The organism is Mammaliicoccus sciuri, assembly GCF_002901825.1.
GTDB lineage: Bacteria > Bacillota > Bacilli > Staphylococcales > Staphylococcaceae > Mammaliicoccus > Mammaliicoccus sciuri.
On the sequence record NZ_PPQD01000034.1, the window covers coordinates 302136 to 325739 of the forward strand.

Here is a 23604-nt window from a genome sequence, read left to right on the forward strand (position 1 = left end):
TTTATAATGTTTAAGTACATAGTAATATATACTATGTAAATGACATATAAAGCTTTGTTGATATTTGGAGGGAGGGAAATACAGATGTCTAAAACAGTAGTTCGTAAAAACGAATCAATCGAAGATGCATTACGTCGCTTCAAACGTACAGTTTCAAAAAGCGGTACGATTCAAGAAGTGCGTAAACGTGAGTTCTATGAAAAACCAAGCGTTAAGCGTAAGAAGAAATCAGAAGCAGCACGTAAACGTAAATTTAAATAATTAATTTTTTATTGAACTCCCTCAATGAATATTAATTAATTATAATGAACAATATTTAACGTTGAACGTCATAAAGAACACATAAACGATATCGTTTATGTGTTCTTTTATTTATTTGAAAAACATTTAAGTTTATAAATTTAGAATATTATGTGTATACGTTTTAGTTCACGCCTATTTTATTGTATAATAAATATGAGGGGTGAGATTATTGACATCAGGGTATGAATACATATTTGCTTATTTTCAGAACAACTTGAATTTAGGTATTGTTTCAAGTCAAAGCATGTCGTCTATTGGTGAGTTTATTACGACCCCATTAGTCACATTGATACTGACTTGTATTATTTTTCTAGGTGCACTATATCAATTATATTCAGAACGTATTAATTTTGCGGGAATTTTAAGCTTTATTTGTACACTTATCTTTTTCATTGGCTACGTTATAATTGATGAAATTAGTTTGATTTCTGTTTTACTTTTTGGGATTGGTGCATTATTAGTAATAATTGAATTATTTGTTATAGGAGCAGTACTAGGTATCCTTGGTTTTATTGCCATTATTGGTAGTTTTGTATTAGTTGGAGAAAATATCTTAACTATGGGTATGATTATTGCTGTAGCATTAATTCTAACAACGATAGAGTGGGTGATATTAGTGAAAGGATTTAATCGTAAAATACCATTCTTTGATAAAGTCATTCTTAGAGACTCTACGAATAAAGAATCTGGCTATACATCTCATGATGATAGAAGTCATTTGATTGGCAAACTATGTACAACATACACAGCGTTGAGACCCTCAGGAATTATACTTGTTGATGACGAAAGAATAGATGCTGTTTCAGATGGTAGTTTTATTCAGAAGGATAAGCAAGTCAAAATTGTACAGGTTGAAGGTACAAGAGTTGTCGTAAGAGAAATTTAATTTAGACAAGGAGAGAAATGCATATGTTATCAGGTTTAATTGCTTTTGTAATTATTGCTGTCATATTAATCGTACTACTTATGATTTTATTCTCATTTGTACCAGTAGGATTATGGATTTCAGCTATTGCTGCAGGCGTAAAAGTAGGTATTGGTACTTTAGTTGGTATGCGTTTAAGACGTGTATCACCTAGACGTGTTATTAACCCATTAATTAAAGCTCATAAAGCTGGTTTAGCATTAACAACGAACCAGTTAGAATCTCATTATCTTGCAGGAGGTAATGTTGATAGAGTAGTTGATGCAATTATTGCGGCTCAAAGAGCAGAAATCAACTTAGTATTTGAAAGAGGGGCAGCGATTGATTTAGCTGGTCGTGACGTTTTAGAAGCAGTTCAAATGTCCGTTAACCCTAAAGTAATTGAAACACCATTTATCTCAGGTGTTGCGATGAATGGTATCGAAGTAAAAGCGAAAGCTAGAATTACAGTTAGAGCAAACATTGATCGATTAGTCGGTGGTGCTGGTGAAGACACAATCATCGCACGTGTTGGTGAAGGTATTGTATCAACTATTGGTTCAAGTCAACATCACACTAAAGTACTTGAGAATCCAGATAGTATTTCACAAACAGTATTAAGTAAAGGTTTAGATTCAGGTACAGCATTTGAAATCCTATCAATCGACATTGCTGATGTAGATATCGGTAAAAACATTGGTGCAGACTTACAAACTGAACAAGCACTTGCTGATAAAAATATTGCACAAGCTAAAGCCGAAGAACGTCGTGCTATGGCCGTTGCTACTGAGCAAGAAATGAAAGCAAGAGTACAAGAAATGCGTTCTAAAGTTGTTGAATCAGAAGCAGAAGTACCACTTGCAATGGCAGAAGCACTTAAATCAGGCAATTTAGGTGTTAAAGACTACTATAATTTAAAAAATATAGAAGCTGACACTGGCATGAGAGAAGCAATCAATAAGAGTACAAAGCCACAAGATTCTAATTCACCGAACCAATAAGAGAGGTGATTTAAAATGGAAATAGGCATTATCATCTTTGTTATTTGGGTTATTTTTAGTGTCGTGAGCGGTATAATCGAAGGCGCATCTAAAAATAAAAAGAAAAATAAGCAACCTCAAACAAGACAAAGATCGAATCCAGTAAATAGACAAGCTGAAGAAAAGAAGAAATCTGCTGAGCAAGAATTACAAGACTTAGTTAATAAGTATGAATCTTATAAGCAGAAAGCAGAAACGAGTTCAACTGAACGAATGTCTGGCCATTATAAAAACTTAGCTGATCAACTTGCAAATCATCTTAAACAATATAATATAGATGTTGAAAAACCTGTTGTTCAAACTCATAAAGTAGAACAACAACCGGAGCAAATTTCAAGTGAGCATGAGAATGCTTATATCAATCAGAGAAAAGAACAAATTCATAAAAATAGACCTAAAAAACAACAAGAAGCAATCAAACAGTTATTGGCATACAGCCAAGAAGAAAAAAAGTCTTTAATGAATGTACAGCGTGAAAGTATAGATGATGTTGAAAAGGAAGCAGAGCAAATTATCAACAACACGCAACTTTCAGAAAGAACAAGAAGAGCGATGGTTAAACAACTCTATTTAAACAGTAAACATAATTTTAATGATGAAGCAATCAATGTTGATGAAAACCAAGTCGTAAATGGTATCATTTGGTCAGAAATTTTAAAAAGACCGAATGAATTAAAATAACGAATATAAACAAGCTGGGACATAATGTAATGTCTCAGCTTGTTTTAGTATCTTGGCAGTAGATGACTGAATTGAAAATTCGCTTGTACCAAGCTTTTTTCAATACTAGTCATCTTTGCTGGGGCGGAACTACGAAATCTTTTTATACAAATTAGATTTCTGTTCCGCTCCCTTTTTATATTCACAAAAATACTATTTAGACTTACAATAAAGGTAGGATTCAAGAGGGTGTGATGAAAATGGTATTTAAGAAAAAGCAGAGTATATTATCTATTATCATTTCGATTTTATTATTTTTTATTGCTTTAATACCGCTTTTTATTAGTAATAAGTATTTAATAGTCGTTACTTTTATTCTCGTTTTTCTTATAATTTTAAACATTCTTTTTGAGAGATACACAATAAAAGAGCATTTTTTATCCATAAGAAGAGGATTATTCAAAAATCGTTACAATATCTATGATATCGATCAAATTAATATGACTAAATCCATAGAAGGCAACAGTATGTTAGAAATTGTTTCAAAAGGTGAATTGGTCGAAAAAGTGAGTCCAATTGAAGAACGTGAGTTTATTATTACATTAATACGCATTAATCCTAAAATTAAATTAAATAATAGCAATAGACTACATGAATATGAAAAAGTTAGAAATCTCATTATTGCACGTGAAAAACTAAATAATATACAAAATAAAGTGCATAAGATTGCACGTTACAATAAGGTTTGGTACATTTAAAGTGTCAACAATTCAACTTATAAAGGAGATATTTAATGCCTACATTAATTCAAATCGAGAATATGGATCAAGCTCAAGCTCTATTGGGTAATGGAGATGAGCATATAAAGTATATTGAAAATGAACTCGAGGTGGATATTTTAACACGTGGACAAGAAATTGCTGTCCGTGGTAAACGTATAGAAAATGTTGAAAAAGCTGAAAAAGTATTATTGAACTTACTAAAAGTAATCGAGAGTGGTGCGAGTATAACTATTAATGATGTACAAGCAGCGGTTAAAATGGCTGATAAAGGAACAATCGATCAACTGATTAATTTATATGATGAAGAAATCACTAAAGATAGTAATGGTAAAATAATAAGAGCTAAAACAATGGGTCAAAGAGTATATATCAATAATATAAAGAACAATGACTTAGTATTCGGCATAGGTCCAGCAGGTACAGGGAAGACTTTCTTAGCAGTTGTAATGGCTGCAAGAGCATTGCGTCTAGGACAAGTAAAACGTATCGTATTAACGCGTCCTGCAGTAGAAGCGGGTGAATCATTAGGTTTCTTACCAGGTGATTTAAAAGAAAAAGTAGACCCTTATTTAAGACCTTTATATGATGGGCTTCATACAGTGTTAGGAACTGAGCAAACATCACGCTTAATTGAAAGAGGTACGATTGAAATCGCACCACTTGCTTATATGAGAGGTCGAACATTAGATGATGCGTTTGTAATCCTTGATGAAGCACAAAATACGACACACCCACAGATGAAGATGTTCTTAACAAGATTAGGTTTCGGTTCAAAAATGGTAGTAACAGGTGACCGTACACAAATCGATTTACCTAAAGGTGTTAAAAGTGGATTAATTGAAGCTGATCAACGATTAAGTGGTGTAAAAGGGATAGCAATGACTTACTTAGAACAAACAGACGTTGTGAGACACCCATTAGTAGGTAAAATAATAAACGCATACGAAGAGGAGAAATAATATGCTAACAATGGATTTTATTGATGAGCAACAAGTAATTGATGAAGATACAAAAAATCAAATTGAATCATTGCTCACTTTTGCTGCTAAAAAGGAAAATATTACTGAAGAAGCAGAACTTTCAATTTCATTTGTCGATGAAGAAGAGATTCAAGCTATTAATCGTGATTATCGCGATAAAGATAAAGTAACAGATGTTATTTCATTTTCATTAGAAGAAGATGAGCCTGAAATAGAAGGCTTAGATATGCCTAGAGTATTAGGTGATATTATCATCTGTCTTGAAGTTGCTAAAGAGCAAGCTGAGTCTTATAATCATAGTTTGAGTAGAGAATTAGGATTTTTAGCATTACATGGATTTTTACATTTACTAGGTTATGATCATATGACTGAAGAAGATGAAAAAGAAATGTTTTCTCGACAAGATGAAATATTAAATGGATTTGGATTAACACGTGAATAAATTTGTAAATCGATTTAAATTTCCTTTAGCAGGTTTAGTGACCATTCTCAAAAAAGATAAAAACTTTTTATTACATCTTATATTCGCTGTACTTGTATTGATTGTTAGTTTAATATTAAATCTCAATACATTTGAATGGTTATGGATTTTATTTGCAATATTTAGTGTACTCATTGTAGAGGTTCTCAATACTTCTATAGAGTATGTAGTAGATATGTTTACGGATGAATATAACTTACTTGCTAAACATGCTAAAGATACAGCCGCTTTAGCCGTTTTATTAACATCAATAATGGCTGCAATAATCGGGATAGTGATATTATTACCAAAAATAATATAAACATATAGGGGGAAATGGTATGGAATTCAAACAAGAGTGGTATGAAGGCGCAAGAGAAGCACAAAAGAGAGCATATACTCCATATTCTAAATTTAACGTAGGTGCATATTTAGTTACGAAAGATGGTAAAGCTTATTATGGTGCTAACATTGAAAATGCAGCTTACCCATCAACAATTTGTGCTGAGAGGTCTGCACTCGTTGCAGCAATGTCAGATGGGTATAGACCGGGAGACTTCAAATGTATTACAGTTACAGTAGATGCTGATAAACCATCATCTCCATGTGGAACATGCAGACAAGTGTTAAAAGAGTTATGTGATGATGACATGCCAGTATTTTTAACACATCAAACAAATGAAAGAATTGAAACTACAGTTAATGAATTATTACCTTTAGGTTTCTCAGGAAAGGATCTAGAATAAATGAATGAATTTAAATCAGGGTTTATATCTATTATAGGTAGACCTAATGTAGGTAAATCTACTTTTATGAATAAAGTTATTGGTCATAAAGTAGCGATAATGTCTGATAAAGCACAAACGACTCGAAATAAAGTACAGGGTGTATTAACAACTGATGATGCTCAAATGATATTTATTGATACACCAGGTATTCATAAACCTAAACATGCTTTAGGTGACTACATGATGAAAATCGCTAAAAATACTTTGAAAGAAGTAGATTTAATCATGTTTATGGTTAATGTTGATGAAAGTATCGGTAAAGGCGATGAATACATTATCGACTTGTTGAAACAAACGAAAACACCAGTATTTTTAGTATTAAATAAAATAGATTTAATTCACCCTGATCAACTATTAGTTGAAATTGAAAAGTATCAAAAAACAATGGATTTTGCAGAAATTATTCCAATTTCAGCATTAGAAGGATTAAATATTGAAACACTACTAGAACAATTTAAAAAGTATCTCGAAGAAGGTCCAATGTATTATCCTAAAGATCAAATTTCTGATCATCCAGAACAATTTGTTGTAGCTGAGTTGATAAGAGAAAAAGCATTACACCTTACGAATCAAGAAATACCACATGCTATCGGTGTGAACGTCGATAAAATGACAAAAGCAGAAGGTGAGAAAGTCCAAGTAGAAGCAACAATTTATGTTGAAAGAGACTCTCAAAAAGGTATTGTCATTGGTAAAGGCGGTAAAATGCTTAAAGAAATAGGTAAACGTGCAAGAAGAGATATTGAAATGCTACTTGGCTCAAAAGTATATTTGGATTTATGGGTTAAAGTACAAAAAGATTGGCGTAATAAACCTAATTTCATTAAACAAATTGGTTATAGAGAAGACGAGTATTAAGTAGAATGGAGGCGATGATATAATGCTTTATAAACAAGAAGGATTTGTCATTCGCTCTGTAGATTATGGTGAAAACAATAAAATCATCACTATATTAAATGAACACGGTCATAAAGTTCCATTAATGGCGCGTGGTGCTAAAAAAACAAGTCATCCACTACAAGGTGCTACTCAGCCCTTTGTACATGGCTTGTTTATTTTTTCGAAGTTTAAAGGAATGGGCACATTATCATCAGCTGATATTATTAACAGTCATAGAACGATGCAATCCGATATTTTTAAAAGTGCATATGGTGCATATTGTATAGAAGTCGTAGATAAGGCGTTAGAAGCGGAAGAACATGATGTATTCTTTTATGAATTATTGTTAGGTGTATTCCAAGCAGTAGAAAGAGGCGTTGACGCAGATACGATGAGCATGATAGTCGCGTTGAAATGTATGCCTAAATATGGATATGAACCAACTTTCAATGCGTGCGTCATAACAGGAGATATGGATCAACAGCAATTAAATGCATATAGTTTCAAATATAATGGACCACTTAGCAATCCAGCATTAATACATGATGAACATGCATATCGAATATCTAATAGAGCATTATATTTTATGAATCTCATGTATCAATTGCCGATTAAACATTTAAATAGCTTTAAAATAAGCGAACAAGTCAAAAAAGAAATACAAACTTTAATTGATAACATGTATGACGAATACGTTGGTGTTGTATTTAGAACCAAAAAATTACTCAATCAACTTGAAAACTTAAAAATGTAAAGACTTCAATAGTTTGTATTAAAAAGGTAAGCTACTTTACAAAAGTAAGCGAAAGTGTAAATAAGGGTGCCCATAGTAACAAAAGTCATACGAATTGTAACTAAGGGTGCCTATAGTAACAAAAGTCATACGAATTGTAACTAAGAGTGCCTATAATTACAAAACTCATAAGAAGTGTTAATAAGAACAGGCATTAATGTCATTTCTTTATATTTTCCCAACAACTTAACCATAAAAAAACAGAGCAAAACTTAATTAATAAGTTTTTGCTCTGTTTTTTGTTTAGTATTAGAATCTAATTTTTTCAGCTAAGAAGTTTTCAACTTCATCAATTGGCATACGTACTTGTTCCATTGTGTCTCTGTCACGTACTGTAACTTGGTTGTCTTCTAATGAATCGAAGTCAAATGTGATACAGTATGGTGTACCAATTTCATCTTGTCTACGGTAACGTTTACCGATTGATTGTGACTCATCAAAATCGATTGCAAATCTTTCACTTAATTTTTCATATACTTTAATAGCATCTGGTGAAAGTTTTTTGCTTAATGGTAAGATTGCTGCTTTATATGGTGCTAAAGCAGGGTGGAAATGCAACACTGTACGTTGATCTTTCTCGCCTTCATTTTCTTCTTCGTATGCGTCACATAAGAATGCTAATGTTACACGGTCAGCACCTAATGATGGTTCGATACAGTAAGGAATGAATTTTTCATTTGTTTCTTGATCGTGATATTTGAAGTCTTCACCACTGAATTCACTATGTTGTTTTAAATCATAATCTGTTCTTGAAGCGATACCCCAAAGTTCTCCCCAACCAAATGGGAATTTGTATTCGATATCAGTTGTTGCATTTGAGTAGTGACTTAATTCGTCTTCGTCATGGTCACGTAATTTTGTATTTTCTTCTTTAATACCTAAATCTTTTAACCATTTTGCAGCAAAGTCTTTCCAGTAATTTTGCCATTCAATTTCAGTACCAGGTTTACAGAAGAATTCAAGTTCCATTTGTTCGAATTCTCTCGTTCTGAAGATAAAGTTACCAGGTGTAATTTCGTTTCTGAATGATTTACCAACTTGCGCAATACCGAATGGTAATTTTTTACGCATTGAACGCTGAACGTTTTTATAGTTTACGAAAATACCTTGCGCAGTTTCAGGACGTAAGAAAATTTCGTTTGTTGAAGATTCGGTAACACCTTGGAATGTTTTGAACATTAAGTTGAATTGACGAATGTCTGTCCAGTTTGCTGTACCACTTTCAGGACAAGTGATGCCTTTATCATCAATTAATTGTTTCATTTCATCAAAGCTCATACCGTCAGCAATAAAGTTCTCATCACCTTCAACATTATGCATGTAATCTTCAATTAATTTATCTGCTCTGTAACGAATTTTAGAATCTTTGTTGTCTATCATTGGATCGTTAAAGTTTGATAAGTGACCTGAAGCTTCCCAAGTTCTTGGGTTCATTAAAATAGCTGCATCTAATCCAACGTTGTATGGAGATTGTTGAACAAACTTTTGCCACCATGCTTTTTTAATGTTATTTTTTAATTCAACACCAAGTGGACCATAGTCCCAAGTGTTTGCTAAACCACCATAAATTTCACTACCAGGGAATACAAACCCTCTATGTTTTGCTAATGTTACTACCTTATCCATATCTTTTGCCATAAAAATTCACTCCTCAATTAAATTAAAAAAGCCCCAAGACATCATCAAATAATGCCTTGGGACGAGTATATTACCCGCGGTTCCACCCAAATTAGTGTAGCCACTCACTTTTTATAAAATTTTGTAAGCCAAAACTTTAATGTTAAGCTTTCACCATCCTTAACTCGCTTTTATTTCAAAGTTAATTAAAATATAGCACGGTATGAGAGAGTTATCAAGTGAAAACAGATATTCAAATTGAGCAATATTTGCGTTACATGTTATAATTAATCTATCTGAATTGTGTTCGAAGGGGTGAGAGCAATCGAATTAAATCAAAGACAAGAACAAATTGTACAAATTGTTAAGAACAATGGACCCATTACAGGAGAAAAAATAGCTGAACGGCTAAATTTAACAAGAGCAACTTTAAGACCAGATTTAGCAATTTTAACAATGGCAGGTTATCTAGATGCAAGACCTAGAGTAGGATATTTTTATACAGGGAAATCAAGTACACAATTGTTAAGTGATTCAATTAAAAAAATGACCGTAAAAGAATCGATGGCGATACCAGTCGTAATAGAAGAAAGTATTTCTGTATATGAAGCAATATGTAAGATGTTTTTAGAAGATGTCGGCACATTATTTGTCATCAATAAAGAAGGCAATTTAATCGGCGTTTGTTCGAGAAAAGATTTACTAAGAGCAGCAATAGGTGGTCAAAGTTTAAAAGATACACCGGTTAGTATTAATATGAGCAGAATGCCAAACATAACAGTATGTTTAGAAGATGATTTATTGATTTATGCAGCTAAATTATTAATTGATAAACAAATAGATGCGATACCTGTTGTCAAAAAACTTAAAGGCGACAAAATGAAAGTTAAAGGCAGAATTACAAAAACAACGATCACAAGAGCATTTGTTTCACTTATTGAAGATGAGTAGGAGGAATTAGTTAAATGGAAGAGATAAGAATAATTATAGCATCCGATTCAGTAGGAGAAACGGCAGAGCTTGTTACGAAAGCATGTACGTCTCAATATAAGACAGAAGGAAATGCTTTAGATATTGTAAGATTACCGTATATAGAGAATGAGAGTAATATTAATGAAGTAGTATCATTAGCATTAGAACAAAAATCTATAGTCGTTTATACATTGGTGAAACCTGAAATGCGATTATACTTAAAAGAAAAATTAGAAGAAAATAATATAGAAAATGTAGACATTATGGGTCCATTGATGAGCATTTTAAGCAATGAACTTAATGAAGCCCCACTTAATGAGCCAGGCAATATTCATAAATTAGATGAAGATTATTTCAAGAAAATTGAAGCAATCGAATTTGCGGTTAAATATGATGATGGTAGAGATCCACGCGGATTACCAAAAGCTGATATCATTCTTATAGGTGTATCTAGAACTTCAAAAACGCCATTGTCACAATACTTGGCACATAAACGTTATAAAGTAATGAATGTACCATTAGTGCCTGAAGTTGCACCGCCGGAAGGATTATTTGAAATTGATCCAAAGAAATGTATCGCTTTAAAAATTAATCAAAAAAACCTTAATGCGATTAGAAGAGCAAGATTAATTCAATTAGGTTTAAGTGATGATGCTAATTATGCTAAAGATGATAGAATCGAAGAAGAATTAAGATACTTCGAGGAAATTGTTGAAAAAATTGGTTGTCCTGTACTAGATGTTTCTGACAAGGCAATAGAAGAAACAGCAAATGACATTATTAAAATCATTACACAACAAAACCGTTAAAGGGTGACAGGATGCGTATAGAACAAGAACTCATTAATGAAATACGTGAGAAGAATGACATATTAGATGTTGTAAGTGAATATGTGAAACTTGAAAAAAGAGGACGTAATTATATTGGATTATGTCCTTTCCATGATGAAAAGACACCTTCTTTTTCAGTATCAGAAGATAAACAAATTTGTCATTGCTTTGGCTGTAAAAAAGGTGGCAATGTTTTTCAATTTATTCAAGAAATTAAAGGGATATCATTTGTTGATGCAGTGAGAGAACTTGGTGATAAAGTAGATATTCATATAGAACAGCAAGAAACAGCACCAACTGAAGGTATTGTGGATGATCATATAAAAATGATCGAAATGCATGAGTTAATGGCAAATAACTACCATTATATATTGAAGCATACTGAAGAAGGTGAGGCAGCTTTAAACTATTTGAAATCAAGAGGCTTCACGGAAGAATTGATTAATGATAGGAAAATTGGATATGCACCAAATCATTCGAAATTCACGCATGACTTTTTAGAGAAAAATGGTTATGATGCTGTACTTGCATATGAAGCAGGCTTGTTAAGCCGAAATGATGAAACTTTTGATTACTTCGATCGATTCAGAGATAGAATCATCTTTCCTTTGTTGAATTTCCAAGGTAAGACAGTTGGTTTTTCTGGTAGAACATATACGGACCAATCGCCTAAATATTTAAACAGTCCAGAAACGCCAATATTCCAAAAAAGAAAAATGTTATACAACATTGATCGAGCAAGGAAATTTATAAGACAAAATGATGAAGTCATTCTGTTAGAAGGATTTATGGATGTTATCAAATCATTTGAAGCTGATATTAAACAAGTTGTGGCAACGATGGGTACAGCATTATCTAGAGAACACGTTACAATGGTCAAAAAACTGGCATCTAATGTAACTTTACTGTATGATGGAGATTTCGCAGGTAAAGAAGCTGCCATAAATGTTGGTAAAGACTTATTAAATGAAGGATTAAATGTCTTTGTTGTCAATTTACCAAAAACGATGGACCCTGATGATTATATTACAGAATACGGAAGTGATGCTTTCAAATCATTCGTTGAAGGGCAAAAACAATCATATGTTACATTTAAAGCGCAACAATTATATTATGCGAACGAAAATAATGATTTAAAACATGAACAACATATTGAAGAGTTGATTCATGACATCAATCTGATTCAATCGGAATTTTTAAGAAAAAAAGTATTGCAACAAGTAGCAGATTTGTATAAAGTAGATGTTAACAGTCTAAAAAATCGACTTTCGCCTAATATTGTTCAAAATTATACCGATTATAATAATTTCGTTCCTGAAATGAAGGAAAAAAAACTTGATAAGATCGGTCGAGCAGAGCAAGCGTTGTTAAAACATTTTATGAATCATAAACAGCTATTTTTAGAATATCATTCTAGGATTAATCAAGAAGACTTCACTTCATTGAATAATAGAGTGATTTTTTCACGTTTAAATGGGTATTATAAGAATAACGATGTTTTTAACATAAGTGATTTTTCAAGTTACATTGAAGAACATCAAATCATTGAAACGGTTATGTACCTAGATTCATTGCTAATCAATGATGAACCAGAGACAGAAGAAATCGAAGACTACATTAGGATTATCTGTCCTAACGAACACAAAGAAAATTCCATAGAATATTTGAATCAACAATTGAATAAAGCAATGCAAGCAGGCGATATCGCACTGCAAAGGCAATATTTAGAACAAATTGTACAATATAATCGGAATAGAATGTAAGAGTTAATAACCCGGGAGGCCTATTCATGTCTGATAAAGAATTAAACAAAATTAATAGCGCTAATAATGAAGAAGTGCTTACAATTGAACAAGTTAAGCACCAATTAATTGAACAAGGTAAAAAAGCAGGACATTTGAGTCACGAAGAAATTGCAGATAAATTGCAAAACTTCGAAATGGATCCAGATCAAATGGATGATTTCTTTGATTTAATTAATGAGAATGAAATCAATCTTATTAATGAAAAAGATTCAAGTGATACAAATGACAAACTAAATTTAAATGACTTAAGTGCTCCTCCAGGTGTTAAAATAAACGACCCAGTAAGAATGTACTTAAAAGAAATAGGACGCGTCAATTTATTAACCGCCCAAGAAGAAATCGAATTAGCTAAACGTATCGAGCAAGGTGATGAAATTGCGAAATCACGTCTTGCAGAAGCGAACTTAAGACTTGTTGTAAGTATCGCTAAACGTTATGTAGGTAGAGGTATGTTATTCCTTGACCTTATTCAAGAAGGTAATATGGGTCTAATTAAAGCCGTAGAAAAATTCGACTTTAATAAAGGTTTCAAATTCTCAACATATGCAACTTGGTGGATTCGTCAAGCAATCACTAGAGCGATTGCTGACCAAGCACGTACAATCCGTATCCCAGTTCATATGGTTGAAACAATCAATAAGTTGATTCGTGTTCAACGTCAATTACTTCAAGATTTAGGCAGAGATCCATCTCCTGAAGAAATTGGTGAAGAAATGGACTTACCACCAGAAAAAGTACGTGAAATTCTTAAAATTGCTCAAGAACCCGTATCATTAGAAACGCCTATTGGTGAAGAAGATGACAGTCACTTAGGCGACTTTATTGAAGATCAAGATGCACAAAGCCCATCAGATCACGCTGCATATGAATTACTTAAAGAACAATTAGAAGATGTATTAGACACATTAACAGATAGAGAAGAAAATGTATTAAGACTAAGATTTGGTCTTGATGATGGTAGAACAAGAACACTTGAAGAAGTCGGAAAAGTATTTGGTGTTACTAGAGAACGTATTCGTCAAATAGAAGCGAAGGCATTACGCAAGTTAAGACATCCATCTAGAAGTAAGCGTTTGAAAGATTTTATGGATTAAACATGAAAAGTTTATATTAATCCCAAAAAGCCTTTGACAATGCCTTGTTTTAATATAAAATATAATTGTATGAAGGTTTAACAAAAGGGAGGTTGTATGAATGAATCGTAATCCTGTTATCCCGTTTATTCTGATTTTACTACTCGGTGTAGGATTAATATTCTTCATGTCAGCACATGGTGCTAACAAAGAGGAAGAAAAAGAAGGCGGTGGCGGTGCTAAAACTGAAAAGTTTGATGCAGCTACATTCGCTAAGGACAATTGTACAAGTTGTCATGGACAAAATCTTGAAGGTGGAATGGGACCTAAATTAGCTGGAAGCAAAAAAGGTGCCGATGAAATGAAAAAAATCATTCGTAATGGTAAAGGATCAATGCCTGCACATGACGAAGCTACTATTTCAAATAAAGATTTAGACACACTTGTCAAGTACTTAAAAGATGGCGCTAAATAACACAAAAAAATCTTTTGCTATTGCAAAAGATTTTTTTAATGAAAGGGAAAAATAATGATCCAAATCAATAAACGTTTAATGAAGGTAAGTGAATATTTAAATCATCATAAATTAGCAGACATCGGTTCCGATCATGCATATTTACCTATATACGCAATTCAAAATGGATTAATTAAAGAAGCGATTGCTGGAGAAGTTGTAAAAGGACCTTTTCTAGCAGCTCAAAAAAACACTAAATTATATGGTATGAATGAACTTATAGAAGTTAAACTGGGTGACGGTTTAGAAGTAGTAGACGATACAATTGATGCTATTACGATTTGTGGCATGGGTGGTCCATTAATTGCACAAATTATTGAAGAAGGAAAGCATAAGTTAACAGGGCATCCTGATTTAATTTTACAAGCAAATATTCATGCGTTACCTATTAGAAAAGTATTACAAAGCATTGGTTATCAAATCGTTGATGAACAATTAATAAAAGATAAAAAACATATATATGAAATCATAGTGGCTAAAAAAGGTGAGATGGATCTAAATGAATTAGAATTAAAATTTGGTCCTAAATTATTAGCCAATAAAAATGATTTATTCCATGAAAAATGGCAAAGAGAATTAGAATCACTTAATAAAATTAGTAAACAATTAGAACATCATGAGGATAAAAATAGGTATAAAGAAATTAATCAACAAATACTTCAAATAAAAGAGGTGCTTTAATGATTATTCAAGAGCTATTGCAAGAAATAGATAAACAAGTTCCATTTTCTACGAGTGAATCTTGGGATAATGTTGGTTTATTAATTGGTACAGAAAAAAGTGAAGTGAACGGTGTATTAACAACATTAGATTGTACGTTAGAAGTTGTAGATGAAGCCATTCAAAACAATATCAATACAATAATTGCACATCATCCACTTATTTTTAAAGGTGTTAAAAATATTACGGATAAAAGCTACGGTCCTATTATTCGTAAATTGATACAAAATGATATCAATTTGATAGCACTTCATACAAATCTTGATGTACATCCTAAAGGTGTTAGTTACATGATTGGGCAACAAATAGGATTAGATAATATGAAAGTATTAGAAGAACAACAAGAGTCATATTATAAAGTACAAATATTCCTACTTGATCAAGATGTTGAAACTATGAAAGCTGCATTTAATGAACATCATTTAGCACAAACTGAAGAATACAGCGAAGTATTTTTCCAGTCTCAAGGTAAAGGTCAATTTAAACCTAGTGCATCAGCAAATCCACATCTTGGACAAGCTGATAAGACTGAAACGGTTTATGAAACGAAACTAGAATTAATGGTTGATGAGAAAGATTTAGCACTTGCTAAAGAACTCATTATTCAAACACATCCTTATGAAGAACCCGTTTATGATTTCATCAAAATGTCGAGATCGTCTTCTGTAGGTTTAGGAATAATCGGGGAATTAAATGAAACGCAATCAGTAAATGAATTTGTGCAAAACTATAAAGAAAAGCTCGCTATTCCAGCAGTTAGATTTATAGGAGACCAATCAGCGCAAATTAAACGCATCGCAATTGTTGGTGGTGCTGGTATTGAATATGCAAATATAGCTAAGGCACAACAAGCTGATTTATTTATTACTGGAGACGTTAAACATCATGAAGCATTAGATGCACTAATGGATGGTATAAATATTTTAGATGTTAATCATTATAGTGAGTATGTTATGAAAGAAGGATTAAAGTCATTATTAGAAGAATGGACAAATGGAAAGATTAAAGTGTTAACATCTTCTATTAATACAGATCCTTATCAATATATGTAAAAAACTGCCGAGTGAATTCGGCAGTTTTTTTAGTCCATTATTTTTACAGGTTTAGGCTTTTTAATTTTAGGTAATATTTTTTCAACAGGTACATTACTTGTTAAGGTTGCGTCACGTATTTCTGTCGGGTCATAATTTTTAATATAATCTATGACTTCTTTAACGATAGGCGTTGGTGTTGAAGCACCTGCTGTAACAGCTACACTTTCAACATCTTGTAGCCACTCTAATTTTAATTCACTCAAATCAGCGATTCGATATGCGTTAGTATGTGCGATTTCTTTAGATACTTGGGCTAATCTATTTGAATTATTACTTTTAGGATCACCAACGACAATGAGTAAATCTGCTTGATCTGCTTGTGTGGCAACAGCTTCTTGTCTAACTTGTGTTGCTAAACAAATTTCTTCATGTACTTCAATATGAGGATATTTTACTTTTAATTCATCAATAAGATGTTTCACATCCCATTGTGACATAGTTGTTTGATTCGTTACGATGAGTTTTTGGTTCAATAATTCTTCCGGCAAGGCATCGATATCTTCTAAAGTCTGAACGAGATGTACGATATCAGGTGCCACACCAACTGCGCCTTCAGGTTCGGGATGCCCTTTTTTACCAATATAAATAACGTGATAACCATTTGATTTAACTTCACGTATTAACTGATGCGTATTATCAACATCTGGACATGTCGCATCTATACAAACCAATCCTTTTTCTTTAGCACGTCTTTTGACTTCAGGCGATACACCATGCGCAGTAAATATAACGGTACCTTCATCAATTTGTTCTAAGATCTTTAATCTGTTCGGACCATCTAACGTAATAATACCATCAGATTCAAAGGCATCAGTCACATGTTTATTATGAACAATCATGCCAAGTATATAAATGGGTCTTGGAAGTGACTTATCTAAAGACGCATTTCTAGCAATAACCATAGCGTCTACAACACCGTAACAATAGCCTCTAGGGGTAATCTTTATAATTTCCATAAATTGCCCTCCTTATTAATGTCTATTATAACAACACACAAGTCTTAAAGAAACTAAATAAAAATTCAAAATAAATCTTTTAGCCTATCATAAAGTGCGCATTTACTATATAATGTATGAAGTGAAAAAGAAACGAGGAGGGTCGCTTATGTCTAAGCATCCGTTTGAACATTTTCAACTTGAAAATGAATTAGTAGAGGCCGTTAAAGATTTACATTTTAACCAGCCAACAGAAATACAGCGAAGAGTTATACCCAAAATTAAAAAAGGATCTAATATAATAGGACAATCTCAAACTGGTACAGGGAAATCACACGCATTTTTACTACCATTATTTGATAAAATTGACGTAGATATAAAAGAACCACAAGTGATTATTTTGGCACCAACAAGAGAATTAGCAAAGCAATTATATGACGCAGCTTCACATTTAACTCAATTTAAAAAAGGTGTAAAAGTTAGTTTATACATTGGTGGAACAGATAAATCAAGAGATATTGATAAATCTAAAAATACACCACATGTTGTTGTAGGTACGCCGAATAGAATTGATGATATGGCTGTAGAGCGTGCTTTAGATTTACATCTAGCGAAGTCAGTTGTTATTGATGAAGCAGATTTAATGATTGATTTAGGATTTATGCCTAAAGTAGATAGTATTGCGAGTAGATTAGATGAAAACGCACAAATTTCAGTATTTAGTGCAACGATTCCTAAAGCGTTACATCCATTCTTAAATAAATATTTAAGCAATCCTGAATTTGTTGAAATTGAAACAGCATCATCTAATAAAGACAATATCGACTTTTACTTAATACCGACTAAAGGTGTTGAGAAAAAAGAAAAAGTCTTAAAAGTTATGAATGTGATTAATCCTTATTTAGCAATTATATTTGCTAATAGCCGTGATAGAGCAGATGAATTAGTTGCGTATTTATCAGAAGAAGGCTATAAAGTTGGGGTTATCCATGGTGGTTTAACACCTAGAGAAAGAACACAACAAATGAAGCGTATTAAACAATTAGACTTTGAGTTTGTTGTCGCAAGTGATTTAGCATCACGTGGTATTGATATTGAAGGCGTAAGTCACGTTATCAACTATGATTTACCTAAAGAAATAGATTTCTTTACACATAGAGTTGGTCGTACAGGTCGTGGTGATTATAAAGGTATCGCAATCACTTTATATACACCTGATGAAGATGATTTAATTACACAAATTGAGAAACATAATTACAAGTTTAAACATGTCGATATTAAAAACGATGAATTTGTAGAAATTAAAGATCGTCAAAAACGTACAAAACGTGTTAAAAAAGAAGATAATATTGAAAAGTCATTAAAACAAAAAATTAAAAGAAACAATAAAAATAAAGTAAAACCTGGCTATAAGAAGAAATTCAAACGAGAATTAGATGAGTTGAAATTTAAAGAAAAGAAAGCTCATTCTAAGAGAACTAAAAGACAAAGTAGAAAAGGATAGGTGTCAAATATGTTAATTGGATCACACGTTTCAATGAGTGGTAAGAAGATGCTATTACAAGCAGCAGAAGAAGCGGCAAGTTATAATGCTTCTACATTTATGATTTATACAGGTGCTCCACAAAACACAAGACGTAAAAAGATTGAAGATTTAAATATTGAAAATGGTAAAACAGCAATGAAAGAATATGGTTTATCTAACATTGTTGTGCATGCACCATATATCATCAATATTGCAAATACAACTAAACCAGAAGTATTTAACTTAGGTGTTGAATTCTTACAATCAGAAATTGAACGTACTGAAGCATTAGGTGCTAAAGATATCGTACTTCATCCAGGTGCGCATGTTGGTGCCGGTGAAGAAAAAGGTATTCAAAAAATTATTGAAGGTTTAAATGAAGTATTAACAAATAATAATGATGTACGTATCGCATTGGAAACAATGGCAGGTAAAGGTTCTGAATGTGGTAAAACATTCGAAGAACTTGCTCAAATCATTGATGGTGTAAACCATAATGAAAGATTATCTGTATGTTTCGATACTTGTCATACAAATGATGCTGGTTACAACGTTAAAGAAGACTTTGATGGCGTATTAAATGAGTTTGATAAAATCGTTGGTATCGATCGTATTAAAGTACTTCACGTAAACGACAGTAAAAATCCACAAGGTGCCAGAAAAGATAGACATGAAAATATTGGCTTTGGATCAATTGGTTATGATGCATTGCACTATATTGTTCATCATGATGCATTTAAAGAAGTACCTAAAATTTTAGAAACACCATATGTTGGTGATGACAAAAAGAATAAAAAACCACCATATAAATATGAAATCGAAATGATTAAACATGGTACATTCGATCCAGATTTAAAAGATAAAATCTTTAATCAATAATGTTATTTAAGGATGCTAATTCAATTAGCATTCTTTTTTTGTTCGTAAACATTACTATTTACATTCTTTCATATTCATTGTATAGTATTCTATTGACGAGGTGATGAAGATGGAAAAAGAAACACCGATTTTCGAGTTAAAAGATATCAGTTATAGCTATCCAAATAAATTGGCACTCAGCCATATTAATATACAAATTTATAAAGGAGATTTCTTGGCAATAGTTGGCCCAAATGGCTCTGGGAAATCGACTTTACTGAAATTGATATTAGGCTTATTACCTTTACAAAAAGGTGATATCTTAATAAGTGGTAAAAAAATTAATCAATATAAATCTTGGGAAAAAATTAGTTATGTATCACAAAAATCCAACGCTTTTAGTTCTGGTTTTCCAGCGACAGTGAAAGAAGTTGTCATGAGTGGCTTAACTAAAAATAAAAGTCTTTTTAAATGGTTTAATAAAGAAGATGCTGCACAAGTAGATGCAATATTAGAAAGATTAAATATAAGTGATCTTAAGAATGAGAATATTGCACAGTTGTCAGGTGGTCAACAGCAAAGGACGTTTATTGCTAGAGCTTTAATTTCTAAGCCGAGTATTTTAATATTAGATGAACCTACTGTAGGTATTGATGCAAGACATGTTTCTGAATTTTACCAATTACTGACGCAATTAAAACAAGAAGGGATTACAATCATTCTTGTAACGCATGATATTGGTGTTGTAGCCGATACGGCAAGTAAAGTAGCTTGCTTAAATCAACATATACATTTCCATGGTACAAGTGAGTCGTTTAAATCATTAGATGAAGTCTCAATATCTAAAATCTATGGACATCCCGTGCAATTTGTTGATCATCAACATAATCGTGACTGTTGTGCAAATGAAGAAGTGGAAGAATTAGTACAAAGTTAAAGATGAATATAATGAATATATAGATTTTAAATAAGGAGATTGGATATGTCAGTTGAAACGAGAGATAGATTTATACTCCTAAACGAAGGAGTGTTATATAGTGATTGATGCGTTTTTAAATTTTGATTTTATAAGATACTCATTTATAAGTGGTATCTTAGTAGGATTGATTGCACCTTTAATAGGGGCATTTATTGTAGTTAGAAGGTTATCACTTATTGCTGATGCTTTAAGCCATGTGACGCTAGGTGGTATATCAATGGGGCTGTTCTTAATGAGTGTTAGTCCTTTGTTTGCTACTATAAATCCGATATGGTTTGGTATCATTTTTTCAATAGCAGGTGCATTATTAATAGAACAATTAAGAACTGAATATAAACATTACCAAGAAATCGCTATTCCAATTATTATGAGTGGTGGAATTGGTATTAGTGTTATATTTATTTCTTTAGCAAACGGATTTAATCAAGATTTATTTGGATATTTATTCGGTTCAATTAGTGCCGTAAATTTAAGTGATTTATTTACAATTATCGTCATTACAATAATTGTTTTAATCTTTGTTATGTTATTGTACAAATCATTATTTGTATTATCATTCGATGAAGAATACTCAAAAGTGATTGGCATGCCAAAATGGATCCAATTACTATTTATTGTCATTGTTGCACTTGTTATTTCAGCTTCAATGAGAGTCGTTGGTATTTTATTAGTTAGTAGTTTAATGACATTGCCAGTCGCTACAAGCATGAGATTAGCTAAAGGGTTCAAACAGTTAATCGCATTAAGTATTTTATTCGGTGAAATCTCAGTAGTACTAGGATTGATATTGTCCTTCTATTTGAATATTTCACCAGGAGGTATTATAGTAGGATTATTGATTATAGAATTACTTGCTAGCATAGCGTACAGTAAAGTATTGATAAAAAAAGGAGGCTATCATCTTGAAAGTAGAGGAAGCCATTCAAATATTGAAAAATGATGGACATAAATACACAAATAAACGCCGTGATATCATATCATTGTTTGTAGATGAAGATAAATACATCACTGCTAAATATATTCAAGAAGCATTGAAAGACGATTATACAGGATTATCTTTCGATACAATTTATCGTAATTTATACTTATTTAAAGACTTGAATATTATCGAAAGCACTGAAATAGACGGCGAAATGAAATTTAGAATTGCATGTCAAAGTCATCATCATCATCATTTTATTTGTGAATCATGTGGCACAACAAAAGTAATAGACTTTTGCCCAATGGATTCAATTAAACAACAATTACCAAATGTAGAAATAGCATCACATAAATTAGAAGTATACGGTAAATGTGAACAATGTAAAACAGTATAAGAAGAGAAAAATGGTAGCTCCTCGAGTTACCATTTTTTATTTGTAGGGAAACAGCTAGTATTGAATGTACGCTAACGATCAAGCCCCTGAAACAAGATCGTTAGAAATTCTAACGTCCAAGAAAGTAAAACAAGATCGTTAGCTGGCAACTTAATTTCACAATATACAAAAACCTGGTCCATCTCACATATGGGCCAGGTTCTAACTAAATTCTATTAAGTAACGTTGATACTTCATGCCAATTTTTAATTCTATATATACCATTCTGTAAATCTTTTTGGTTATATGGTGTGTCAAACAGGAAAACAGGGATATTTAAATAATGATTGATATCTTCTGCGTTATCTAATTTATCTTCAAAGAAAATATCGATATTCTGTTCTTTTGTTACTTCTAATTTATTATGACTTCCTGTTAATGTAATTTGATCAAATGGTATATGATGTGATTGAAACCATTCTTTCGTAATATCTTCTAAATAATGATGTCTTGCACTTATATAATAGAGTTCGTAGTCATCTTTTAATTGATTCAAAATGTCTTTTGCACCTTCTGCAACAGGGGAGTGTTGGTATATATGTGATTCATTGCTTTTAAACCAACTCAACATTTCTTCTTCTTTACAGTTTAAGACATTTGCTAAATTGTATTCTGTAATATCTTCATATTTAAGTTGTTGATTAAAATCTCTTTGTAAATAGGGTACAAATGTTTTTGGACATGTAACTGTGCCGTCTATATCTATACCTAATCTTGGCTTTTGATTCATAAAAATTCACCTTTTTATTTTATGCTTTTTGAGCTTCTTTATTTTGTTCCATTTCAATTGCTAATTTATCAATTTCTTTTTTTAATTCTTCGACCATTGTTTTTTCAGGTACTTTGCGAACGGTTTTACCTTTCATAAACAGTAATCCTTCACCACGAGCACCAGCAATGCCGATATCTGCTTCTCTTGCTTCACCAGGACCGTTAACTGCACAACCAAGTACAGCTACTTTTAATGGGATTTGAAGGTTTGAAATATATTCTTCTACTTCATTTGCTATCGATATTAAATCGATTTCAATTCGTCCACATGTAGGACAAGCAATTAATGTAGCAGCATTACTGGCTAATCCAAATGCTTTAAGCAAAGATTTCGCTACTTTAACTTCTTCAACTGGATCAGCTGATAAAGAAATTCGACAAGTATTGCCAATACCTAAACTAAGTATAGCACCTAATCCTGCAGACGATTTAACTGTTCCATTAAATAGGGTGCCACTTTCAGTTATACCTAAATGCAGTGGGTAGTCAAAAGCTTGAGCTGCTTTCGTGTATGCCTCTATAGCTAAATTTACGTCACTTGCTTTCATTGATACGATAATGTCATGAAAATCTAAATCTTCGAGTATTTTTATATGGTGCAATGCACTTTCGACCATACCATCAGCAGTAGGATAGCCATATTTTTTAATAATATGTTTTTCTAATGAACCAGCATTAACTCCAATTCGAATAGGAATACCTTTTTCTTTACACGCTTTGACAACTGCTTCAACTTTTTCACGTCTACCTATGTTCCCTGGATTGATTCGAATCTTATCTGCGCCATTTTCAATAGCAATTAAAGCTAATTTGTAATTGAAATGAATATCTACAACTAATGGAATATTAATTTGTGCTTTGATATCTTTAATTGCATATGCGTCTTCTTCATTTGGGCAAGCTACTCTAACAATTTGACAACCAGCTTCTTCTAATCGTTTAATTTCAGCTACAGTTGCATCAACAT

Annotated in this window: 27 protein-coding genes; 23 read left to right on the forward strand and 4 right to left on the reverse strand. The window is 32.2% G+C overall.

Going from position 1 to position 23604, the window contains the following annotated elements:
* Positions 1 to 84 precede the first annotated feature (84 nt).
* The 11 genes from rpsU to recO all read left to right on the forward strand — a co-directional run bounded on the left by rpsU (position 85) and on the right by recO (position 7550).
* Positions 85 to 261 (forward strand): 30S ribosomal protein S21, encoded by a 177-nt coding sequence (gene rpsU, locus CD035_RS12895; RefSeq protein ID WP_016998564.1) that lies wholly within the window; start codon positions 85 to 87, stop codon positions 259 to 261.
* Positions 262 to 472: 211 nt separating this feature from the next.
* The gene (locus tag CD035_RS12900) at positions 473 to 1189 is read left to right on the forward strand and encodes an NfeD family protein (RefSeq protein ID WP_172965061.1); all 717 of its coding nucleotides are present in this window, start codon (positions 473 to 475) and stop codon (positions 1187 to 1189) included.
* A 23-nt stretch (positions 1190 to 1212) separates the two neighbouring features.
* Entirely contained in the window at positions 1213 to 2208 is a 996-nt protein-coding gene (gene floA / locus CD035_RS12905) for a flotillin-like protein FloA (protein ID WP_025904203.1), read from the forward strand.
* 15 nt (positions 2209 to 2223) lie between these two features.
* Entirely contained in the window at positions 2224 to 2928 is a 705-nt protein-coding gene (locus CD035_RS12910) for a hypothetical protein (RefSeq protein WP_048539691.1), read from the forward strand.
* Positions 2929 to 3161: 233 nt separating this feature from the next.
* Positions 3162 to 3665 (forward strand): PH domain-containing protein, encoded by a 504-nt coding sequence (locus tag CD035_RS12915; protein ID WP_229412553.1) that lies wholly within the window; start codon positions 3162 to 3164, stop codon positions 3663 to 3665.
* 35 nt (positions 3666 to 3700) lie between these two features.
* A complete protein-coding gene (locus tag CD035_RS12920; protein ID WP_037588335.1) occupies positions 3701 to 4648 on the forward strand; it encodes a PhoH family protein in 948 nt (315 codons plus the stop codon).
* A 1-nt stretch (position 4649) separates the two neighbouring features.
* Positions 4650 to 5111: an rRNA maturation RNase YbeY gene (gene ybeY, locus CD035_RS12925; protein WP_048539692.1), complete on the forward strand. Its 462-nt coding sequence runs from the start codon at positions 4650 to 4652 to the stop codon at positions 5109 to 5111.
* Complete coding sequence (locus tag CD035_RS12930) at positions 5104 to 5451, forward strand: diacylglycerol kinase family protein (protein ID WP_048539693.1); 348 nt, start codon at positions 5104 to 5106, stop codon at positions 5449 to 5451. The genes ybeY and CD035_RS12930 overlap by 8 nt, the downstream gene beginning before the upstream one ends.
* A 19-nt stretch (positions 5452 to 5470) precedes the next feature.
* Positions 5471 to 5875 (forward strand): cytidine deaminase, encoded by a 405-nt coding sequence (gene cdd, locus CD035_RS12935; protein ID WP_025904197.1) that lies wholly within the window; start codon positions 5471 to 5473, stop codon positions 5873 to 5875.
* Positions 5876 to 6775, forward strand: coding sequence for a GTPase Era (era, locus tag CD035_RS12940; protein WP_048539694.1), 900 nt, complete (start codon positions 5876 to 5878; stop codon positions 6773 to 6775). It begins immediately after the preceding gene.
* A gap of 22 nt (positions 6776 to 6797) precedes the next feature.
* Positions 6798 to 7550, forward strand: coding sequence for a DNA repair protein RecO (gene recO, locus CD035_RS12945; protein WP_048539695.1), 753 nt, complete (start codon positions 6798 to 6800; stop codon positions 7548 to 7550).
* Between the two features lie 288 nt (positions 7551 to 7838).
* Here the strand turns inward: recO and CD035_RS12950 are convergent, their stop codons facing one another.
* The gene (locus CD035_RS12950; protein WP_025904194.1) at positions 7839 to 9227 is read right to left on the reverse strand and encodes a glycine--tRNA ligase; all 1389 of its coding nucleotides are present in this window, start codon (positions 9225 to 9227) and stop codon (positions 7839 to 7841) included.
* A 294-nt stretch (positions 9228 to 9521) separates the two neighbouring features.
* Here CD035_RS12950 and CD035_RS12955 point away from each other — a divergent pair, with 294 nt between their 5' ends.
* The 7 genes from CD035_RS12955 to CD035_RS12985 all read left to right on the forward strand — a co-directional run bounded on the left by CD035_RS12955 (position 9522) and on the right by CD035_RS12985 (position 16172).
* On the forward strand, positions 9522 to 10157 hold the full coding sequence (locus CD035_RS12955; RefSeq protein WP_037588327.1) for a helix-turn-helix transcriptional regulator: 636 nt from the start codon (positions 9522 to 9524) through the stop codon (positions 10155 to 10157).
* 14 nt (positions 10158 to 10171) lie between these two features.
* On the forward strand, positions 10172 to 10987 hold the full coding sequence (locus CD035_RS12960; protein ID WP_037588325.1) for a pyruvate, water dikinase regulatory protein: 816 nt from the start codon (positions 10172 to 10174) through the stop codon (positions 10985 to 10987).
* An 11-nt stretch (positions 10988 to 10998) separates the two neighbouring features.
* Positions 10999 to 12771 (forward strand): DNA primase, encoded by a 1773-nt coding sequence (dnaG, locus tag CD035_RS12965; protein ID WP_048539696.1) that lies wholly within the window; start codon positions 10999 to 11001, stop codon positions 12769 to 12771.
* A 26-nt stretch (positions 12772 to 12797) separates the two neighbouring features.
* Positions 12798 to 13907, forward strand: a complete 1110-nt coding sequence (gene rpoD, locus CD035_RS12970; protein WP_048539697.1) for an RNA polymerase sigma factor RpoD — start codon at positions 12798 to 12800, stop codon at positions 13905 to 13907.
* Positions 13908 to 14007: 100 nt separating this feature from the next.
* Positions 14008 to 14361 carry a c-type cytochrome gene (locus tag CD035_RS12975; protein ID WP_048539698.1) on the forward strand — a complete coding sequence of 118 codons (354 nt, stop codon included), beginning with the start codon at positions 14008 to 14010 and terminating at the stop codon, positions 14359 to 14361.
* 54 nt (positions 14362 to 14415) lie between these two features.
* Complete coding sequence (locus CD035_RS12980; protein ID WP_048539699.1) at positions 14416 to 15081, forward strand: tRNA (adenine(22)-N(1))-methyltransferase; 666 nt, start codon at positions 14416 to 14418, stop codon at positions 15079 to 15081.
* On the forward strand, positions 15081 to 16172 hold the full coding sequence (locus CD035_RS12985; protein ID WP_048539700.1) for a Nif3-like dinuclear metal center hexameric protein: 1092 nt from the start codon (positions 15081 to 15083) through the stop codon (positions 16170 to 16172). Before CD035_RS12980 ends, CD035_RS12985 begins: the two co-directional genes overlap by 1 nt.
* A gap of 29 nt (positions 16173 to 16201) precedes the next feature.
* Here the strand turns inward: CD035_RS12985 and CD035_RS12990 are convergent, their stop codons facing one another.
* Positions 16202 to 17170 carry a 4-hydroxy-3-methylbut-2-enyl diphosphate reductase gene (locus CD035_RS12990; protein ID WP_048539701.1) on the reverse strand — a complete coding sequence of 323 codons (969 nt, stop codon included), beginning with the start codon at positions 17168 to 17170 and terminating at the stop codon, positions 16202 to 16204.
* 148 nt (positions 17171 to 17318) lie between these two features.
* On the opposite strand from CD035_RS12990, the gene CD035_RS12995 reads away from it, so the two are divergent.
* The 5 genes from CD035_RS12995 (at position 17319) to CD035_RS13015 (ending at position 21827) form a co-directional block, all read left to right on the forward strand.
* Positions 17319 to 18653 (forward strand): DEAD/DEAH box helicase, encoded by a 1335-nt coding sequence (locus CD035_RS12995; protein ID WP_048539702.1) that lies wholly within the window; start codon positions 17319 to 17321, stop codon positions 18651 to 18653.
* A 9-nt stretch (positions 18654 to 18662) separates the two neighbouring features.
* Entirely contained in the window at positions 18663 to 19553 is an 891-nt protein-coding gene (locus tag CD035_RS13000) for a deoxyribonuclease IV (RefSeq protein WP_048539703.1), read from the forward strand.
* A 109-nt stretch (positions 19554 to 19662) separates the two neighbouring features.
* Positions 19663 to 20469, forward strand: coding sequence for a metal ABC transporter ATP-binding protein (locus tag CD035_RS13005; protein ID WP_048539704.1), 807 nt, complete (start codon positions 19663 to 19665; stop codon positions 20467 to 20469).
* Between the two features lie 100 nt (positions 20470 to 20569).
* Positions 20570 to 21451 carry a metal ABC transporter permease gene (locus CD035_RS13010; protein ID WP_048539705.1) on the forward strand — a complete coding sequence of 294 codons (882 nt, stop codon included), beginning with the start codon at positions 20570 to 20572 and terminating at the stop codon, positions 21449 to 21451.
* Entirely contained in the window at positions 21414 to 21827 is a 414-nt protein-coding gene (locus CD035_RS13015; RefSeq protein ID WP_048539706.1) for a Fur family transcriptional regulator, read from the forward strand. Before CD035_RS13010 ends, CD035_RS13015 begins: the two co-directional genes overlap by 38 nt.
* 205 nt (positions 21828 to 22032) lie before the next feature.
* Here the strand turns inward: CD035_RS13015 and CD035_RS13020 are convergent, their stop codons facing one another.
* Together CD035_RS13020 and ispG are read right to left on the reverse strand one after the other, a co-directional pair.
* The gene (locus CD035_RS13020) at positions 22033 to 22596 is read right to left on the reverse strand and encodes a 5' nucleotidase, NT5C type (protein WP_048539707.1); all 564 of its coding nucleotides are present in this window, start codon (positions 22594 to 22596) and stop codon (positions 22033 to 22035) included.
* A gap of 19 nt (positions 22597 to 22615) precedes the next feature.
* Positions 22616 to 23604 (reverse strand): flavodoxin-dependent (E)-4-hydroxy-3-methylbut-2-enyl-diphosphate synthase (gene ispG / locus CD035_RS13025; protein ID WP_229412554.1); only part of this gene is annotated, 989 nt, incomplete at its 5' end.

Coding starts and splice junctions, on each gene's coding strand:
- ybeY (WP_048539692.1), top strand. CDS start 4,650: ATGCTAACAATGGATTTTATTGATGAGCAACAAGTAATTGATGAAGAT.
- CD035_RS12910 (WP_048539691.1), top strand. CDS start 2,224: ATGGAAATAGGCATTATCATCTTTGTTATTTGGGTTATTTTTAGTGTC.
- CD035_RS13020 (WP_048539707.1), bottom strand. CDS start 22,596: ATGAATCAAAAGCCAAGATTAGGTATAGATATAGACGGCACAGTTACA.
- CD035_RS12980 (WP_048539699.1), top strand. CDS start 14,416: ATGATCCAAATCAATAAACGTTTAATGAAGGTAAGTGAATATTTAAAT.
- CD035_RS12995 (WP_048539702.1), top strand. CDS start 17,319: ATGTCTAAGCATCCGTTTGAACATTTTCAACTTGAAAATGAATTAGTA.
- dnaG (WP_048539696.1), top strand. CDS start 10,999: ATGCGTATAGAACAAGAACTCATTAATGAAATACGTGAGAAGAATGAC.
- CD035_RS12915 (WP_229412553.1), top strand. CDS start 3,162: ATGAAAATGGTATTTAAGAAAAAGCAGAGTATATTATCTATTATCATT.
- CD035_RS12990 (WP_048539701.1), bottom strand. CDS start 17,170: ATGGAAATTATAAAGATTACCCCTAGAGGCTATTGTTACGGTGTTGTA.
- CD035_RS12975 (WP_048539698.1), top strand. CDS start 14,008: ATGAATCGTAATCCTGTTATCCCGTTTATTCTGATTTTACTACTCGGT.
- rpsU (WP_016998564.1), top strand. CDS start 85: ATGTCTAAAACAGTAGTTCGTAAAAACGAATCAATCGAAGATGCATTA.
- CD035_RS12960 (WP_037588325.1), top strand. CDS start 10,172: ATGGAAGAGATAAGAATAATTATAGCATCCGATTCAGTAGGAGAAACG.
- rpoD (WP_048539697.1), top strand. CDS start 12,798: ATGTCTGATAAAGAATTAAACAAAATTAATAGCGCTAATAATGAAGAA.
- CD035_RS12920 (WP_037588335.1), top strand. CDS start 3,701: ATGCCTACATTAATTCAAATCGAGAATATGGATCAAGCTCAAGCTCTA.
- cdd (WP_025904197.1), top strand. CDS start 5,471: ATGGAATTCAAACAAGAGTGGTATGAAGGCGCAAGAGAAGCACAAAAG.
- CD035_RS12985 (WP_048539700.1), top strand. CDS start 15,081: ATGATTATTCAAGAGCTATTGCAAGAAATAGATAAACAAGTTCCATTT.
- CD035_RS13005 (WP_048539704.1), top strand. CDS start 19,663: ATGGAAAAAGAAACACCGATTTTCGAGTTAAAAGATATCAGTTATAGC.
- CD035_RS13000 (WP_048539703.1), top strand. CDS start 18,663: ATGTTAATTGGATCACACGTTTCAATGAGTGGTAAGAAGATGCTATTA.
- floA (WP_025904203.1), top strand. CDS start 1,213: ATGTTATCAGGTTTAATTGCTTTTGTAATTATTGCTGTCATATTAATC.
- recO (WP_048539695.1), top strand. CDS start 6,798: ATGCTTTATAAACAAGAAGGATTTGTCATTCGCTCTGTAGATTATGGT.
- CD035_RS12950 (WP_025904194.1), bottom strand. CDS start 9,227: ATGGCAAAAGATATGGATAAGGTAGTAACATTAGCAAAACATAGAGGG.
- era (WP_048539694.1), top strand. CDS start 5,876: ATGAATGAATTTAAATCAGGGTTTATATCTATTATAGGTAGACCTAAT.